This window comes from Deltaproteobacteria bacterium (assembly GCA_030690165.1).
In the GTDB taxonomy this organism is placed as follows: Bacteria; Desulfobacterota; GWC2-55-46; order UBA9637; family UBA9637; genus JACRNJ01.
In genome coordinates, this window is the sequence record JAUYHF010000006.1 from 1 (window position 1) to 16515 (window position 16515).

17 protein-coding genes and 2 tRNA genes are annotated in these 16515 nt (G+C 41.9%); 8 read left to right on the plus strand and 11 right to left on the minus strand.

Translation table 11 applies throughout. The annotated features are described in order from the left end of the window. The 3 genes from Q8P28_00815 to Q8P28_00825 form a co-directional block, all read left to right on the plus strand. Positions 1-103 (plus strand): IS3 family transposase (locus Q8P28_00815; GenBank protein ID MDP2681337.1); only part of this gene is annotated, 103 nt, incomplete at its 5' end. Between the two features lie 101 nt (positions 104-204). Continuing rightward, on the plus strand, positions 205-465 hold the full coding sequence (locus tag Q8P28_00820) for a hypothetical protein (protein ID MDP2681338.1): 261 nt from the start codon (positions 205-207) through the stop codon (positions 463-465). Positions 466-673: 208 nt separating this feature from the next. Beyond that, on the plus strand, positions 674-889 hold the full coding sequence (locus Q8P28_00825; protein ID MDP2681339.1) for an addiction module protein: 216 nt from the start codon (positions 674-676) through the stop codon (positions 887-889). 125 nt (positions 890-1014) lie between these two features. Here Q8P28_00825 and Q8P28_00830 read toward each other — a convergent pair whose 3' ends face one another. The 9 genes from Q8P28_00830 to ispG form a co-directional block, all read right to left on the minus strand. After that, positions 1015-1185: a Trm112 family protein gene (locus tag Q8P28_00830; protein ID MDP2681340.1), complete on the minus strand. Its 171-nt coding sequence runs from the start codon at positions 1183-1185 to the stop codon at positions 1015-1017. Between the two features lie 75 nt (positions 1186-1260). Next, entirely contained in the window at positions 1261-2229 is a 969-nt protein-coding gene (locus Q8P28_00835; protein MDP2681341.1) for a lysylphosphatidylglycerol synthase transmembrane domain-containing protein, read from the minus strand. Further along, positions 2226-3260, minus strand: coding sequence for a lipopolysaccharide heptosyltransferase II (gene waaF, locus Q8P28_00840; protein ID MDP2681342.1), 1035 nt, complete (start codon positions 3258-3260; stop codon positions 2226-2228). Before waaF (Q8P28_00840) ends, Q8P28_00835 begins: the two co-directional genes overlap by 4 nt. Before the next feature lie 22 nt (positions 3261-3282). After that, the gene (gmhB, locus tag Q8P28_00845) at positions 3283-3876 is read right to left on the minus strand and encodes a D-glycero-beta-D-manno-heptose 1,7-bisphosphate 7-phosphatase (protein ID MDP2681343.1); all 594 of its coding nucleotides are present in this window, start codon (positions 3874-3876) and stop codon (positions 3283-3285) included. After that, a complete protein-coding gene (gene waaF, locus Q8P28_00850) occupies positions 3873-4958 on the minus strand; it encodes a lipopolysaccharide heptosyltransferase II (protein ID MDP2681344.1) in 1086 nt (361 codons plus the stop codon). Before waaF (Q8P28_00850) ends, gmhB begins: the two co-directional genes overlap by 4 nt. Positions 4959-5054: 96 nt before the next feature. Further along, positions 5055-5693: a hypothetical protein gene (locus tag Q8P28_00855; GenBank protein ID MDP2681345.1), complete on the minus strand. Its 639-nt coding sequence runs from the start codon at positions 5691-5693 to the stop codon at positions 5055-5057. Then, positions 5693-6625, minus strand: a complete 933-nt coding sequence (locus tag Q8P28_00860) for a TPM domain-containing protein (protein MDP2681346.1) — start codon at positions 6623-6625, stop codon at positions 5693-5695. The genes Q8P28_00855 and Q8P28_00860 overlap by 1 nt, the downstream gene beginning before the upstream one ends. A 1-nt stretch (position 6626) precedes the next feature. Further along, on the minus strand, positions 6627-7211 hold the full coding sequence (locus Q8P28_00865) for a LemA family protein (protein MDP2681347.1): 585 nt from the start codon (positions 7209-7211) through the stop codon (positions 6627-6629). A 133-nt stretch (positions 7212-7344) separates the two neighbouring features. Further along, entirely contained in the window at positions 7345-8439 is a 1095-nt protein-coding gene (gene ispG / locus Q8P28_00870) for a flavodoxin-dependent (E)-4-hydroxy-3-methylbut-2-enyl-diphosphate synthase (protein MDP2681348.1), read from the minus strand. Positions 8440-9069: 630 nt separating this feature from the next. Between ispG and Q8P28_00875 the strand changes: the two genes are divergently transcribed. The 4 genes from Q8P28_00875 (at position 9070) to Q8P28_00890 (ending at position 14935) form a co-directional block, all read left to right on the plus strand. Next, positions 9070-9807, plus strand: a complete 738-nt coding sequence (locus tag Q8P28_00875; protein ID MDP2681349.1) for an SAM-dependent DNA methyltransferase — start codon at positions 9070-9072, stop codon at positions 9805-9807. Further along, positions 9791-11299 carry an Eco57I restriction-modification methylase domain-containing protein gene (locus tag Q8P28_00880; GenBank protein ID MDP2681350.1) on the plus strand — a complete coding sequence of 503 codons (1509 nt, stop codon included), beginning with the start codon at positions 9791-9793 and terminating at the stop codon, positions 11297-11299. The genes Q8P28_00875 and Q8P28_00880 overlap by 17 nt, the downstream gene beginning before the upstream one ends. Before the next feature lie 269 nt (positions 11300-11568). Next, on the plus strand, positions 11569-12426 hold the full coding sequence (locus Q8P28_00885; GenBank protein MDP2681351.1) for a BRO family protein: 858 nt from the start codon (positions 11569-11571) through the stop codon (positions 12424-12426). Then, complete coding sequence (locus Q8P28_00890) at positions 12416-14935, plus strand: DEAD/DEAH box helicase family protein (GenBank protein ID MDP2681352.1); 2520 nt, start codon at positions 12416-12418, stop codon at positions 14933-14935. Before Q8P28_00885 ends, Q8P28_00890 begins: the two co-directional genes overlap by 11 nt. A 132-nt stretch (positions 14936-15067) precedes the next feature. On the opposite strand, the gene Q8P28_00895 is transcribed toward Q8P28_00890, so the two are convergent. Then, positions 15068-15156: transfer RNA gene (locus Q8P28_00895), tRNA-Leu, on the minus strand. A 26-nt stretch (positions 15157-15182) separates the two neighbouring features. Continuing rightward, a tRNA-Cys gene (locus Q8P28_00900) sits at positions 15183-15258 on the minus strand. Between the two features lie 211 nt (positions 15259-15469). Here Q8P28_00900 and Q8P28_00905 point away from each other — a divergent pair. Next, positions 15470-16504 (plus strand): rod shape-determining protein, encoded by a 1035-nt coding sequence (locus Q8P28_00905; protein ID MDP2681353.1) that lies wholly within the window; start codon positions 15470-15472, stop codon positions 16502-16504. The last annotated feature ends 11 nt before the right edge of the window (positions 16505-16515 follow it).

A 16515-nucleotide genomic window follows, 5' to 3' on the forward strand; every position in this document is an offset into this window, starting at 1 on the left:
TATTTTTAATTATATTGAAATATTCTATAATCGAAAGAGACGTCACTCAACACTGGGGTATCTTTCTCCAGTATCTTATGAGCTCGAATCTATGGTAGCCTAACCTAACTTAGTGTCCTTAAATTCGGGGGAAGTCCAAAACATATAAAGGATAATGAAATAATCTTATCATTAACTGGAATAATTTTTGAGTTGCTGGGTGGATTGCCAGATTATAGCCAAAGAAAAATATTAAATAGAAACAATGATTACTCGCTTGATAGATTTAGAGAACTGAAATACTATCAGGCTCCATACCATAAAATGAGAACTATTTTAGAAGCTTCACGATATAAACCATTTTGTGATTATCATAAACATGAAGATTTACAAGAAACTTACTATACAAATTACAACGGTGATTCAAAAGGCTTTATTGAATGGTATAAGAAAAATTACCCTGAAGTATATATGAAAATATTTTAAATATTACATAACAAAAAAATCCAGCGGACGCGGAATAAGCGCGGTGTAATTTTGATCACACTGATTCCCTGCGCCGCTGATTTAGAACATTCTCCCTTCGCTTCGCTCAGGGAGAATGCGGAGTTAGGCCATGCAAAAAGATACATCTCCAATCGGTGAAATATGATATACTAAAATAAAACTAATATCTTATATGGAGGTAAACATGATAAAGAGCGAGGAACTTTTTGACGAAGCAGTTTCGCTGCCAGTCGAGATAAGGGCACAACTTGTAGATAAGCTTCTCCGAAGCCTTCATCCCGTTCAAAAAGAAATAGACAAATTGTGGGCAGCGGAGGCAGAAAAAAGGGTTGAAGAAATAAAAAGTGGCAAAGTAAAAACAATACCAGGTGATGAAGTATTTAAAAAAATACTTGGCAGGTAAATCTCTTGAATTATTCTTTCCATCCCGATGCTGAAAAGGAGTTAAATGAAGCTATCACTTATTATAACGAGTGCCAAAATGGGCTTGGAGCGGATGCGGTGAAACCGCCCTGCTGATTTTCGGCGTTAATTCAGTTTCACTGCCTCATCTATCAGCATCACAGGGATATCATCCTTTATTGGATAGACAAGCTTGCACACATCGCATATAAGCCCATCCCCTTTTTCTGTTAATTTTATATCGCCCTTGCACTTTGGACATGCAAGGATATCAAGCAATTCCTTATCAATGGCCATATATACCTCCCGTAAGGTTAACGTCAAAGTGTCAGAGAGTCATAGTTTTTACCCTGATACTCTGATGCTTTGAATCTATGACACTTTGCTGTCTTGACTCTCATTTTTCACGCTCCCAAGCCTCATATATTCAATACCGCCTATTAAACCCAGCATGACCATCACCGCAAAGCCGGCAAGGGAAATACTTAATGCCTGCGCGTCTGTAGTTCCAACCTTTGTAAACAGATATACAAATGCTCCCTCCCTCAAACCAAGTCCGGACAGAGAGATCGGTATCATTGAAATAGACACGGCAATGGGCACAAAAAGGAAAAAGTATCCCATCGACACTGTCATGCCAAAGCCCTTTGATATAAGATAAAATATGCTGATGCTTATAAACTGTATAACGAACGATACTCCAAACGCCTTTAAAAGAATAAGCGGCTCGTCTTTATACAGCATAACCGCATTATAAAGAGATTCAATCTTTTCGTTTATGCCGAACAGCTTTACCTTCCTGATTATTACGAGCGCCCAATTATGCAAACCTTTATTCCATAAAATAAGGCTTGATAAAAAGAATAGGGCTGTAAGCGCTGCAACAAGCAAAGGGACATAGGTATCTTTCACATAATTATAACCAAAGATAAGTGAAACAAATGCAATGGTAACCAAGGCAAAGAAGCCTGTAAATCTGTCTAAAAATACTGAGGCAAGGGAATTTCCGCCTTTTCCGGAGAATTTATACAGGTAATAACTTTTCACAACATCCCCGCCTATTGCCGTCGGAAGGAAGATATTAAAAAACATGCCGACATAATACAAAGAAACCAATTTTAAAAACGGCATATCAATCCCTGCATGCGGCAGAAATAAAGACCAGCGGTATGTAGATATAATCTGTGAGATTGCGTATAAAAGCGCTACTGCCGCAAACATCGGAAAATTAATAGACTGCATAATCGTCCAGACATTCCCCATATCCGCCTTTCTAAAGAGGAAAACAAGAAGGGCGACGCTGATAAATATCTTCAAGGTTAAAAATATAATTTTCTTCATGCCATCTCCTTATCTGATAACCTTTTTAACTGCGCCTCTACCGCAGACAGCACATCTCTTACCTCTATCTCCTTCATGCAAATATTATCCTTACCCTTACAAACCCTTGAAAAGCACGGACTGCAAGGCAAATCTTTCCTGATAATAGTATGGATGCTGCCGTACGGCCCTGTCCTCCACGGCGCAGTCGGCCCGAATATAGCAACAACAGGGACACCCATGGCAGCAGCAATATGCATCGGTCCTGAATCAACTGTAATAACCACAGATGAAAGGCTCATAAGATGCGCAAGCTCCTTTAACGTTGTTTTTCCGGTCAAATCTACAACCCGGTTATTGGTCAAAGAAAAAAACTCTTTATTATCTTTTTCAGAAGATGTGCCTACAACAACCACCTTGCACGAAAAACTGTTCATCATCTCATTACACAGACCGGCAAATTTTTTAGCGCCCCATAACTTGGTTTCCCACCTTGCCATAGGGTTAACCACTATAAACGACGTTCCTTCCCGGACGCCGCTTGTTTTAAGAAGGCCGGAAACCTTTTTCTTTTCTTTTTCCGTAATGGGGATGGGAAAATTTATGCTGTCACACTTTATTCCAAGATACTTCACCAAATCAAGATATCTCTCAATCGCATGCCTGTCCGGGTCATACTGCGGAAGTCTTTCGTTTAAAAAGAGATAGCTCATCTCCCTTGATTTATCAAAGCCTATGCGCCTTTTCCCATTGGATAAAAACACCCATATACCGCTTTTGAAAAGACCCTGAAAATCCAGAATAATATCATAATTTAATGCCCTGATCTTTCTTGCAATAGCGTATGTCCTCTTAAAATCCTTCAACCACCACTTTTTTTTGATTACGAACACATCGTTCAATAAGGGATGACCCATAAGCATATTGCTGGGTTCCTCTTCCACAAGCCAGTCTATCTTTGCAGACGGATAGGCATTTCTTAGCGCATAGAGCGCGGGAAGCGTATGGACAACATCGCCTATAGAAGAAAGCTTTACAATAAGTATCTTCATGCCACCTATCAGCTATCAGCTATCAGCTAATTGCTGACGGCTGATGGCTGTCCTTAATTATCCATTCAACAGCATCTTTTAAATCATCGGCAATATAAGACGGCACAGACTTAAGTTTCTTCTTTTCATCTTTCCCCATGCCTGTAAGGACAAGTATACCCTTGCAGCCGATATTTTTTGCAATTTCAACATCAGAGGCCTTGTCGCCAACAACATAGGATTTTTTAAAGTCTATATTAAAATCTCTTTTTGCCTTTTCAAGGAGTCCTGTCCCCGGCTTCCTGCATTCACAATTATCATCAGGGTGATGGGGGCAGTAGTATATTGCATCAAGATGCGCCCCTTGTTTTTTAAGAATCTCTTCAAGCCTTTTATTTACAGCGTCTAAAGCCTCTTTTGAAAAATATCCCCTTCCCACGCCTGACTGATTTGTGATGACAACTGCCCTGAACCCTTTTAAATTAAGTTTTTTTATTGCAGAGGATGCGCCGCCAATAAGAACCAGTCTGTCCGGCGAATCTATATAACCTGTATCCTCATTTATAGTTCCGTCTCTGTCAAGAAAGACAGCAGGCTGGCATCCCGTTGAAGCTAAATCTTCTCTGCCCTTTTTCAAAAATTTTCCGCCTCTCTTTTCTTTCCTGATAAAAAAACATCGCCCATTTCATAAACATCCTGAACCGTTACCATTTTCATACAGTTATAATGTCCATACCTACACTCTCTGTCAAAACATGGACTGCATTCAATATCTCTCTTTATTACTCTGACATTATCTCCGAGAGGCCTTGTAAGCTTTGGGTCTGTGGAGCCAAATATGGCGACTGTTGGAATGCCAAGCGCTGCTGCAATGTGCATCGGGCCGCTGTCATTGGTTATAAATAAATTACACCTGCTTATAAGGGCAATACTCTTTCTAAGGTCAACCTCTCCTGCAAGATTTACCCCCACACCAAAGGTTTTGGTGTGGGGGTTTAGACCAGTTAAACCATCTAATACAGCATTGCATATCTCTCTGTCGTCTTTTCCGCCAAATAGGATCACTTTTGCGCCGTTATCTTTAACCAATCTTTCTGCTGTCTCTTTAAACCTCTCAGCCATCCACCTCTTTGCAGGACCGTAACTTGCGCCAGGGGCTATACCTATGATAATTCCGCCATCAATGCCTTTATTATTAAGAAAACCTTCGGCCCAGTCCTTTTCTTCCTCAGTCAGATATATTTTAGGCTGAAGGCCCTTGCTTAAATCAGTTACTATATTTAAATAATAAAAAACCTGATGGACTTTTCTTATATCTGCATCAAATCTTGTTGGATGGGTAAGAAGCAATCCCCTTAAATTCCTTGCATATCCGACCCTTAGTGGTATCCCCGCCATAAAGACTATCAACGCTGCCTTAAAGGCATTTTGAAAAAGGACTGCCATATCAAAAATATCTTTCTTGATATCCTTAACCAGCCTCAATTCTCCAAAAACGCCGCTGTATCGCCCTCCTCTATCATAGTCAATAATCCTTTTGACAGATGGATTATTATAAAAAACAGGGCTGACCCATGCCCTTGCAAGAATAGTTATTTCAGCCTGTGGATAAACTGCCTTCAGCGCCTCTAACGCAGGCAAACAAAGAACTGCATCGCCAATCCAGTTCGGCGCGCGGACAAGAATCTTTTTTATATCTGTTATGTCTGATTTAAACATAAACATGTCCCTGCAGAGCCTGCCCCAACTGTAATAAGCAGGGGCATTAAGCGGGGATTGGCATATAGTGTAAGGAGAGAGTTGTGCAAACAACGTTCACTCTGCCATCACATTATTTGTCAATTCGTCTGTATCTCCAGGAACTATGGGGAAATGTGCGGCAAGCAGTTCTCCTGCTTCCCTGATAGCATCGCAAAGGACATCACAGGCACATCTGTTTTTTATCCCCTCGGAAACAACCAGTGCAAATTTATTCAATGGCCCCTGTTCTATCTTTTCATAAATGCCTTTGTCAGCAAGAACCCATACCTTTTTTTCTAATAGGGAAAGGAAGAATAAAACCCCTGTATTTTTTTTAGTCTTGTAAAGACCCTTCTCGAAGAATGCCCTCTCAGCCCTGAGCCTTACTGCCTCTTCCTTTCTCTTAATGCCTATGAATGCTGTTTTGAAGACAGGCAATTTTTTAAATATGAGCTTTGAAGGGAAAAAGAGTAGAAAGTTTATCGGAATGAAAAACCAAACAGACGAATGAAAATATGTTGCGATTACGATCAGAGATATAAGACTTCCGAGAAATATCCCGCCGATCGCATCAGCCTCTGCATAATGGTCGCTGCTGTCAACAACCATTACAGCCACTTCTCCTATGGTGCGGGATTCGACATCATGGATTGTCTGTTTTATCTTTATTTTTTCTTCTTGTGTAAAGAATTTATCTGACTTTAAATTTATCATCACCAGCTCCCTGAAGCGCCGCCTCCGCCAAATCCGCCTCCACCTCCGCTAAAACCGCCTCCAAAACTACCTCCACCGCTGCTGAACCCGCCCCCTGAAAATACCGTGCCTGACATGAAACCTCCCCTTCCGCTGCCATGACCTGACGAAGAGAAAAGATAGGGAAGAATAAATCCCAGGACAGAACCAAACAACCCCAATATAATGAACAAACCTAATGTCATAGGGGAAAGAATAAAATGGACTAGGGCCGGCAGGCCTATTGCCCCTGCTACTCCTCCTGCAATGCGCGAGAATGTCCCTATAACAAGTATTGCAATAAAACAGAATACAAGGAAGGTCAAGAAATACGAACTGTTGTTATGATTTTGGTTATTGCGATTGCCATCAGCTTTAAACTCCCCCCTTGTTGCATCTATGACTGATGATATGCCTGCAATAAAACCTCCGTCATAATCTCCCCTTTTAAACCTCGGCTTTACTACAAGGTCTATAATCCTCCCTGCCATTAGATCTGTTAGTCTTCCTTCAAGCCCGCGACCGACCTCTATTCTCATCTTTCTTTCCTGTTTTGCCACAATAAAGATTATGCCGTTATCCTTGTTATTTTGCCCTATCTTCCACGCATCTCCAACCTTAATGCCGAAATCCTCAATCACTTCTTGTTCAAGGGTCGGTATTGTCAGTATGACTACTTGCGTTGAATCTGTCTGCTCAAATACCTTTAACTCCTGCTCAAGCTCAGCCTTTGCCGAAGGAGATATCATATCGGCATAATCATTGATGTATCCCTGAAGTTTCGGGACATCAAGCGCATGGGCATTAGAGGATACAATAATAATGATGGATAAAACAATATACGCGATTAAACATACAAACTTTAATCGCGCGTCATGCCCCTTGAATCCCTGATTGATAATATAATTTTTCAATCTAAAATTTTACCTTTGGCGCCTTCTCTGTTCCTGCTTCTGCCTTGAAAGGCTCTTTCAGGCTCAGGTGGAGTAAAAGACGGTTTGTAAGGCTATTCGGGAATATCCTGATTGATGTGTTAAATGTCTCAACTGCCTTGTTGTATCGTGTCCTTGCAACACTTATTCTGTTTTCAGTGCCTTCAAGCTGATGCTGGAGGTCCTGAAAGTTCTGGTTTGCCTTGAGGTCAGGGTATTTTTCCACTACAACCATGAGTCTTGAAAGTGCGCTGCTCATTGCGCTCTGGGCCTCCTGAAATCGGGAGAATACCTTTGTATCATTAAGCAAATCTTTAGACATCTGAATAGAACCAACCTTTGCACGCGCCTCTGTTACCGCTGTGAGAGTCTCGCTCTCATGTTTGGCATAGCCCTTAACAACCTCAACAAGATTAGGGATGAGATCGTTTCTCCTCTGATAAGTTGCCTCAACATCACCCCACGCAGCCTTCACAGCCTCCTCATTCGCCTGCATCGCGTTATATCCGCAGCCTGTGAGACCTAATGCCCAAACAGCAAGCACAATATACATTAATCTTTTCTTCATGTCTTCCTCCTGATTTATTTGTTACATCTCTTACGGTTTTTAAAATTATATCGTAAGCGCCGATTAAAAACAGTAAAAGAGTTTATAAGTAAAGTGGCGAACTACATATCCCAGGCATTAACTTTTTTCTTTTTCATCCTTTTTTCATCTTCTCTGCCTCTTTTACTACCGCATCCACAATATCCTTTTCTTTTACCTTCTTTATTGGTTTGCCCTTTACATACAACATTCCAACGCCGTCTCCGCCTGCTACGCCTATGTCTGATTCTACTGCCTCACCCGGGCCGTTTACCACACACCCCATGACAGCAATGTTTATCGGCTTTGTGACATAAGAGAGCCTTTTTTCGATTTCGCCTGCAAGCTTTATTATATCCAGCTTTATCCTTCCGCATGTTGGGCATGAAATAATATTTACGCCGCGTTCCCTTAATCTCATTGATTTTAATATCTCCCAGCCCACCCTCACCTCTTCCACCGGGTCGCCTGTGAGCGAGACACGCAATGTATCGCCTATACCTTCTGATAGAAGTATTCCAAGACCTGCCGCTGATTTAACCGTTCCAGAAAACATAGTGCCTGCCTCTGTGATGCCGATATGGAACGGATAATCAACTTTTTTAGCAAGAAGCCTGTATGCCTCAATGGTCTTCCATATATCAGATGCCTTCATGGATATTTTAATATTCTGAAAATCAAGGTCTTCGAGTATCCGTATATGCCGCAAGGCGCTTTCAACCATTGCCTCTGCTGTGGGATGGCCGTATTTTTCCAGTATATCCTTTTCCAGAGAGCCTGCATTGACACCTATCCTTATTGGTATCTTCCTTTCCTTTGCAGCAGTTACAACAACCTTGATACGCCCCCTGTCTCCAATATTGCCTGGGTTTAGCCTCAACCCATCAATCTCTTTATCAATAACCTTCAAAGCCAGCCTGTAATCAAAATGGATGTCTGCGATGACGGGTATGGTTACGGCCTTTTTTATTTTAGCAATGGCTTCGGCGGCCTCCGTATTTGGAATGGCAACACGGACAATCTCGCATCCTGCCTTTTCCAAAGCCTTTATCTGATTGATGGTTGCCTTTACATCGGATGTATCGGTGTTTGTCATTGATTGGATAGAAACGGGATGGTCGCTTCCAATCTTGACGCTGCCTACTGTGATTTGTCTTGTTTCTCTGCGGTTTATCTGAGTTATGTGGATTTTGCTATCCAATGTGGTCATTAGATTGGTGCCCAAGGCCGGACTCGAACCGGCACGGCAGTTTCCCACCTCAGGATTTTAAGTACTTTCAAGCGCATTTTATATCATTCCTTCAAACCCTTGTCAATGCTTAAAAAAGCCTTATCTGTCCGTTATTTGCAGGCAATGAGCAAAAGAAAATATAGACAAATATTGACAAGCCTAAACAAGCATTATGGGCACTGTTTAGGCACAATTTAGGCACAGTTTTTTTGGAAGAAATAACAATCAAAACTATAAGCCTCTGCACTCACCATGCAGGGGCTTTTTCAATTGACAGCATAGGTTTATTATTGCTAATTTAACAAAGCTGTTCAAAGCGTGTGCCGATGCAAATGCAAGATTCTTTAATAATGCTGAAAATTATCGTTGTCTTGACTTTATTCCAGATAATTGTCGGATATACGAAATGCCGAAAGAACCTTGTTGGTGTATCTATACGCCGTTGGAAAATAGCTTTGATTGCATGATGCTTCGGAGCAGCCGGATAATCCTTATTTCTAAAAAGAGTGGCAAAGTGCTATACAATGGCTCTGCCAATGACGAAGGATAATATGAACCGATGTAATGAGTTATTTATCATGAATTTGGGAAGCGGCCCTTATCAATCCGATGATTTATTTTTCAAAGATAAATATTGAAAATATGATTTTAACAAAACAAGAAAAACAGGTTGTGTCAAAGAAAAGGGTTGCTGACCATGGCGAGGTTTATACTGCCACGCGGGAAGTTAATGCCATGCTTGATTTGGTGAAGCAGGAAACGGAGAGGATCGACTCCCGGTTTCTGGAACCCGCCTGCGGCACGGGGAATTTCGTGGCAGAGGTGTTGGATAGAAAACTTCGTGTTGTTGAAACCCGCTATGGCACAAGCCAATTGGAATATGAACGCTATTCTATTATCGCCGTATCCAGCATCTATGGCATTGATATTCGGGAAGATAATGTCCTTGCATGCAGAAAACGACTTTTGGACATATTCAATGAACGATATGATCGCCTTTGCAAAAAAAAGGTTAAGGATGAAGTCAAGAAGGCCATCGAGTATATTCTTGAGCGGAATATCGTTTGGGGTGATGCGCTCACACTGAAGACGGTGGACGAAAAGCCAAAGCCTATCGTGTTTTCCGAGTGGTCGCTTGTCAAGGGTAGCATGATAAAACGAAGAGATTTTGCTTTCCATGCTCTGCTTCCAAATGTGCAAATAAAAGACATGCCGCTTTTTTCCAATGAACGAATTAGAGACTTGCCAGAAGCATCCGATCTTGGAGAGGATGTCTTTATTCCCATGCCGGTAAAAGAGTTTCCTGTAATGCACTTCCTGAGGATAGTCAATGTTGATCAGCAATAATTATAATCCTGATGTGCTGACCTGTCTTGCGAACTTGAGCAACGATGAGGTGTTCACCCCGCCCAAACTGGTGAATGAAATTCTTGATTTGCTTCCGCAAAAAATCTGGAGCGATAAGAATGCTAAATTCCTTGATCCTGTCTGTAAATCGGGAGTTTTTCTGAGGGAAATCGCCAAGCGGTTAATGATTGGTTTGGAAAAGGTAATTCCCGATAAGCAGAAACGAATTAATCACATTTTTAAAAATCAGCTCTTCGGTATTGCGATAACAGAGTTGACCTCTCTGTTATCGCGAAGATCTGTTTACTGCTCAAAAACAGCTAATGGAAAATACTCTGTCTGCGACAATTTTGATAACCAACAGGGGAACATACGCTTTGAACGGGTTGAACATACTTGGGTAAATAGCAACTGTAAGTTTTGCGGCGCAAGTCAAGCGGTTTATAACCGTAGCTACGAACTGGAAACTCATGCCTATCAGTTCATTCATATAATCAAGCCGGAGGAGATATTTAATATGAAATTTGACGTGATTGTAGGAAATCCACCATATCAGTTGAGCGATGGAGGAGCGCAGGCAAGTGCCATACCTCTCTATCACAAGTTTGTCCAGCAGGCTAAAAAGCTCAATCCTAGGTTTCTCACAATGATAATTCCTTCACGCTGGTTTGCCGGCGGTCGCGGATTAGATGAGTTTAGAGATGAGATGTTAAATGACAAACGATTAAGAAAGTTGATTGATTTTCCAATTTCTTCAGAATGTTTTCCGGGTGTAGAAATTAAAGGCGGGGTTTGCTATTTCCTTTGGGATAGAGATACCCCTGGGTTATGTGAAGTAAAAACTTTACAAGGGCAGAAAGAATCTGTTATGGAGCGTCCGCTTATAGAAAAAGGCAGTGATATTTTTATTAGGTACAATGAATCAATAGAAATACTGCGGAAAGTGATATCGAAAAAAGAGGAGTCTTTTTGCAATCAAGTAAGCGCGCAAAAACCATTCGGACTAAGAACATTTTATAAAGGCAAATCTAAACCATTTAAGGGAAGTGTGACAATTTACACAAACAAGGCTGTTGGATATCTAAAGCAAGAAGAAGTACCACAGAGTACTCATTGGATTAAAGAGCATAAAGTTTATATAACAATGGCATATGGCGCTGGTGAAGATTTTCCACATCAGATTATCAATAAACCAATTTACGGCGCACCAAACTCTTGTTGTTCAGAAACATATCTTCTTATTGGACCATATTCCTCAGAAAAAAAGGCAAGAAATGTAATGAGTTATATTCAAACAAGGTTTTTTAGATTCCTTGTTTTGTTGCGGAAAAACACACAACACGCTGCAAAAGGTGTTTATTCTTTCGTGCCTATCCAAAACTTTGATGAACCATGGACTGATGAAAAACTATACAAAAAATATAGCATTAACAAAGACGAAATCGCCTTTATAGAGTCCATGATCCGTCCAATGAAGTTAGAAAATGAATAAGTAGCAAGCACTTGCGGTTTTTGAAAATTACCGGATTCGCAGGATTTACGATGAAAAGTTAGAAACATGGTATTTCTCTGTGGTGGATATTATGGCGGCTTTGCTTTGACAGCCGGATTATAAAACTGCCGGAAAATATTGGAACAAATTGAAGAAACGGCTTAAAAAGGAAGGAAGCGAGTTGGTGACAAATTGTCACCAACTGAAATTCAGCGCAGGAAATTAACTTTGATCTTCAAACTGCACTCATATAATAAGGGGGACAAAATATGAAAGAAAACTCTCTTGCTGTTTTTGAAAACCACAAAATCCGTAGAATATATGATGAGGAAGCTGAAATGTGGTATTTCTCTGTGGTGGATATTATTGCAGTGCTTCTTCAACAGCCTGACTATCAGGCTTCCAGAAAGTATTGGAAGGTTTTAAAAGGACGGTTGGCAAAAGAGGGAAGTGAACTGGTAACAAACTGTTACCAGTTGAAGATGACGGCGGATGACGGCAAGCAACGTCTCACCGACGTAGCCAATGCAGAGACTCTTCTGCGACTTGTTCAGAGCGTGCCGAGCCCCAAGGCAGAACCTATCAAACTGTGGCTTGCCAAAGTGGGATACGAGCGCATTCAGGATATGAGCGACCCTGCCCGCTCCCTCGACCGTGCCAGGGAATACTGGCAGCAGCATAGCCGCAGTGAAAAATGGATTCAGCAGAGGATGATGGGGCAGGAAACCCGCAACAAACTTACCGATTACTGGAAGGACCATGAGGTAAAAGGGGAAAAGGAATATGCCATTCTTACCAATATAATTCATCAGGAATGGAGTGGGATTTCGGTTAAAAAACATAAGGGAATGAAAGGTATAAAAACTCAGAACCTGCGTGACCACATGAGTGAGGCAGAGCTTATTTTTACCGCCTTGGCTGAACTGTCCACCCGCCAGATTGCCGAAAGTGTTGATGCAACAGGAATGCCTGAAAATGCTGAAGCAGGAAAGAAAGGCGGCAAAATTGCCAGGAAAGCGCGCCTTGAACTGGAACAGAAAACCGGCAGGAGAGTGGTTACTGGTGAGAATTTTCTGCCGCCTGCTAAACCTAAAAAAGAACTAAAGGGTAATTCAGATGAGCGCTAATAAGTTCTTCCCACCACGCCCTGATTCCAAGCCAACAATCTACGCCTACGAGGATACGAATCCCCAATATAAAGACTTGCTCAAGATCGGATATACAACAGTTAGCGCTCAATCCCGTGTGTCGCAACAGTATCCAACGAGAAGACCTGGAAAGCCTCCGTTCAGGATCGTTGTTGAAGAATCGGCTATGCGAAATGAGGGTACTGTATTTACTGATCATGATGTGCATCGTCATTTAAGAAGTATCGGTATCAAGAATCCTGATGGCGAATGGTTTAAGTGTACGGTTGCCGATATAAAATCGGCCATCATCGCCATAAAAACAGGTGAGATGAACGAGGAAAATCGTTCGCTTGATTTCAAGATGCGGCCTGAACAGGTGGCTGCGGTTGAAAAAACTGCGGATTATTTTAGAAACTTTAAGAAAGAAAATCACGACAAGACCCCTCATTTTCTTTGGAACGCTAAAATGCGGTTTGGAAAAACCTTTGCCGCTTATCAACTTGCGAAACAAATGAAGTGGTCAAAGGTGCTGGTTTTGACCTTCAAGCCTGCGGTGCAGAATGCCTGGGAAGAGGATTTGAAATGCCATATTGATTTTAGAGGCTGGCAGTTTATATCTCCGGACGGTTTGTCCTATGAGCAAGCAGATAAGAAAAAGCCCTTTATTTGCTTTGGATCGTTTCAGGATTATCTTGGGAAAAATAAAGGTACAGGCGGGATTAAGACGAAAAACGAGTGGGTTCATTCAACCAATTGGGATTGTGTCGTATTTGATGAATACCACTATGGCGCATGGCGTGAAAGCGCCAAAGATCTTTTTGAGGCGGAAGATAGCAAGGAAATAAAATTTGAAGTGGGCGAAGGTATTGAGTATTACGAAGAAGAAATTATGCCTATAACTACGAATGCCAATTTATATCTTTCTGGCACACCTTTTCGGGCAATTGCCTCAGGCGAGTTTATTGAGGAGCAGATATATAACTGGACATATACCGATGAACAGCGGGCAAAGCAAACATGGACTGGTGATGACAATCCATATGCTTCTCTGCCCAGAATGGTGCTTCTTACATATCAACTGCCGGATGCTATCCGAGAAATAGCTATGCAGGGTGAGTTTAACGAGTTTGATTTGAATGTTTTTTTCTCAGCCGAGGAAACCGGGAATAAAGCAAAGTTCACATATCAGGATGAAGTTCAGAAATGGCTGGATTTAATTCGCGGCGCATTTTCAGAAACGACTATAGATAATCTGAAATTGGGCGCAAAAAAACCGCCGATGCCATTTTCAGATACGCGTTTGTTGAATCTCTTATCCCATACCTTTTGGTTTCTTCCGAGTGTGGCTTCTTGCCATGCAATGAAAAACCTTTTAGGCCAGCGGCAGAATAAGTTTTATCATGATTATGAAATCATTGTCGCAGCAGGCGCAGATGCCGGCATAGGTGTCGAGGCATTGCCGCCTGTATTTGATGCAATGGATAACCCATTGAATACAAAAACCATTACTTTATCCTGCGGCAAACTAACCACCGGCGTTTCTGTCAAGCCGTGGACGGGTATTTTCATGCTTCGCAATTCTTCAAGCCCTGAAACATATTTTCAAGCTGCATTTCGTGTGCAAACACCATGGGTTATCAGGAATGCGGACAGCGCTTCGCCTAACAAAGAACAAATCATCAAACAGGAATGCTATGTTTTTGACTTTGCGCCGGAAAGGGCATTACGGCAGATTGCCGATTATAGCTGCCGATTGAATGTGAATGAATCAAATCCAGAAAAAAAGGTGGAAGAGTTTATCAGATTTTTGCCTGTGCTTGCATACGATGGCAGTTATATGAAGCAGGTAGATGCTGCCGGTATTTTGGATATTGCCATGAGCGGAACAACCGCCACTCTCCTGGCACGGCGTTGGGAAAGCGCATTGTTGGTAAATGTTGATAATAATACATTGCAACGCCTGATGAATAGTAAAGAGGCTATGACTGCCTTGATGAGTATTGAGGGATTCAGAAATCTGAATCAGGATATTGAAACCATTATTAACAAGTCGGACGCTGTCAAGAAGGCAAAAAAAGAAGCTAATGATAGCGATATTACAGCCAAAGAGAAAAAAGAACTCACTGATGAAGAAAAAGAATACAAGAGCAAGAGAAAAGAAATACAGGAAAAGCTCATTAAGTTTGCCACGCGAGTGCCGGTGTTCATGTATTTGACAGATTATCGCGAGCGTTGCCTGAAAGATGTAATTACACAACTGGAACCTGGTCTTTTTAAAAAAGTAACAGGCTTGTCTGTGAAAGATTTTGAATTGCTTGTAAGCTTGGGCGTGTTTAACAGCGCATTGATGAACGACGCTGTCTTTAAATTCAAACGTTATGAAGACGCCAGTTTGGCATATATCGGGATAAACAAGCATGAAGGAGAGGATATTGGACTTTTTGATACTGTGTTAAGCTCAAAGGACTATCATGCGGCATTTGAAAATGTTGCGGAAAAAGTATAAAAATATAAATGGTGTGATAAATGGACGATTGTTCACACATTAACAGGCAAGGGTTTGAAGGGTGTTATATACTTGAAAGGCTTGAAACTACTAACTTTAGAAAGGTATGCGGGTCTTAAACCCCTTGTAATATGGTGCCCAAGGCCGGACTCGAACCGGCACGGCAGTTTCCCACCTCAGGATTTTAAGTCCTGTGCGTCTACCAATTCCGCCACTCGGGCATATTTAGTCAGGAGTTCGGAGTTAATGGAGGCGGCGAGCGGATTTGAACCGCTGCATCGCAGTTTTGCAGACTGCTCCCTTAGCCACTTGGGTACGCCGCCGTATTGTGTGTGATAGTATAATTACCCTGTCCGTTATTTGTCAAGACAAAAAAGGTACACACCACAGTAAACCCACAGCACAGTTAAATTTCACTTGATAATACATCTTTCATCTGTTAGGATGCGTCTAATCAATAATTCAGCAATAGCGCATCATTGCTGAAAATAGCAAAAAATAACCTCATCTCATATATGCAAAGGAGTATACTATATGCCTTTTAATTATCTTCTAGGTCTATTCTCTAACGACCTTGCCATTGATCTGGGCACCGCAAATACAGTTATTTATGTAAAAGGCAAAGGGATTGTATCCAACGAACCTTCTGTAGTTGCTGTAAAAACGGATGGAAGGGGAAGAAAGGTTCTGGCTGTGGGGAAAGAGGCCAAGCGTATGCTTGGCAAAACACCCGGCAACATTACAGCCATACGCCCCATGAGAGACGGGGTAATAGCTGATTTTGAGATTACGGAAGAGATGCTGAAATATTTTATAAGAAATGTCCATAAAAGGAGATTTGGGATAAGACCCAGGATAATAATCTGCATACCTTCAGGCATAACGCAGGTAGAGCAGCGGGCTGTCAGGGAGTCAGCGCTTTCAGCAGGGGCAAGCGAGGTTTACCTCATGGAAGAACCGATGGCGGCAGCTATTGGCGCAGGTCTCCCCATAACAGAACCATCAGGAAATATGATAGTGGATATCGGCGGCGGCACATCGGAGGTTGCGGTTATATCTCTGGCAGGAATAGTTCAGTCCGTGTCAGTCAGGGTGGCAGGCGATAAAATGGATGAGGCTATTATTCAATATATAAAGAGAAAGCATAATCTTTTTATAGGCACAGAGGCGGCGGAGGCCATAAAGATAAATCTTGGATTGGCAATGCCTGGTGAAGAGAAAAAAACGATGGAGATAAAGGGGAGGAACCTTGTGACAGGCATACCAACAACAATGGTACTAGACGGCGAAGAGGTGCGGGAAGCGATGACAGAACCGATTACTGCCATAATAGAAGCGGTGAAATCTGTGCTGGAGAGAACCCCGCCCGGCCTTGCGGCAGACCTTGTTGATAAAGGGATTGTGTTGGCCGGCGGAGGGGCGCTTTTGAAAAACCTTGATATAATCTTAAGAGAAGAGATACAACTGCCGGTAACTATTGCAGATGACCCTCTGACATGCGTTGTCCGCGGCGCCGGTAAGGCGCTGGATGAGATGAAACTCTTAAGAGAGGTGTCTCTTCCGTCTTAAATAAGTTGTAA

Bases quoted from the DNA above. Each gene is read 5' to 3' on its own strand.
- Q8P28_00875 (MDP2681349.1), top strand. From the start codon at position 9,070: ATGATTTATTTTTCAAAGATAAATATTGAAAATATGATTTTAACAAAA.
- ispG (MDP2681348.1), bottom strand. From the start codon at position 8,439: ATGACCACATTGGATAGCAAAATCCACATAACTCAGATAAACCGCAGA.
- Q8P28_00865 (MDP2681347.1), bottom strand. From the start codon at position 7,211: ATGAAGAAAAGATTAATGTATATTGTGCTTGCTGTTTGGGCATTAGGT.
- Q8P28_00830 (MDP2681340.1), bottom strand. From the start codon at position 1,185: ATGGCCATTGATAAGGAATTGCTTGATATCCTTGCATGTCCAAAGTGC.
- waaF (MDP2681342.1), bottom strand. From the start codon at position 3,260: ATGAAGATACTTATTGTAAAGCTTTCTTCTATAGGCGATGTTGTCCAT.
- Q8P28_00905 (MDP2681353.1), top strand. From the start codon at position 15,470: ATGCCTTTTAATTATCTTCTAGGTCTATTCTCTAACGACCTTGCCATT.
- Q8P28_00835 (MDP2681341.1), bottom strand. From the start codon at position 2,229: ATGAAGAAAATTATATTTTTAACCTTGAAGATATTTATCAGCGTCGCC.
- Q8P28_00885 (MDP2681351.1), top strand. From the start codon at position 11,569: ATGAAAGAAAACTCTCTTGCTGTTTTTGAAAACCACAAAATCCGTAGA.
- waaF (MDP2681344.1), bottom strand. From the start codon at position 4,958: ATGTTTAAATCAGACATAACAGATATAAAAAAGATTCTTGTCCGCGCG.
- Q8P28_00890 (MDP2681352.1), top strand. From the start codon at position 12,416: ATGAGCGCTAATAAGTTCTTCCCACCACGCCCTGATTCCAAGCCAACA.
- Q8P28_00880 (MDP2681350.1), top strand. From the start codon at position 9,791: ATGTTGATCAGCAATAATTATAATCCTGATGTGCTGACCTGTCTTGCG.
- Q8P28_00855 (MDP2681345.1), bottom strand. From the start codon at position 5,693: ATGATAAATTTAAAGTCAGATAAATTCTTTACACAAGAAGAAAAAATA.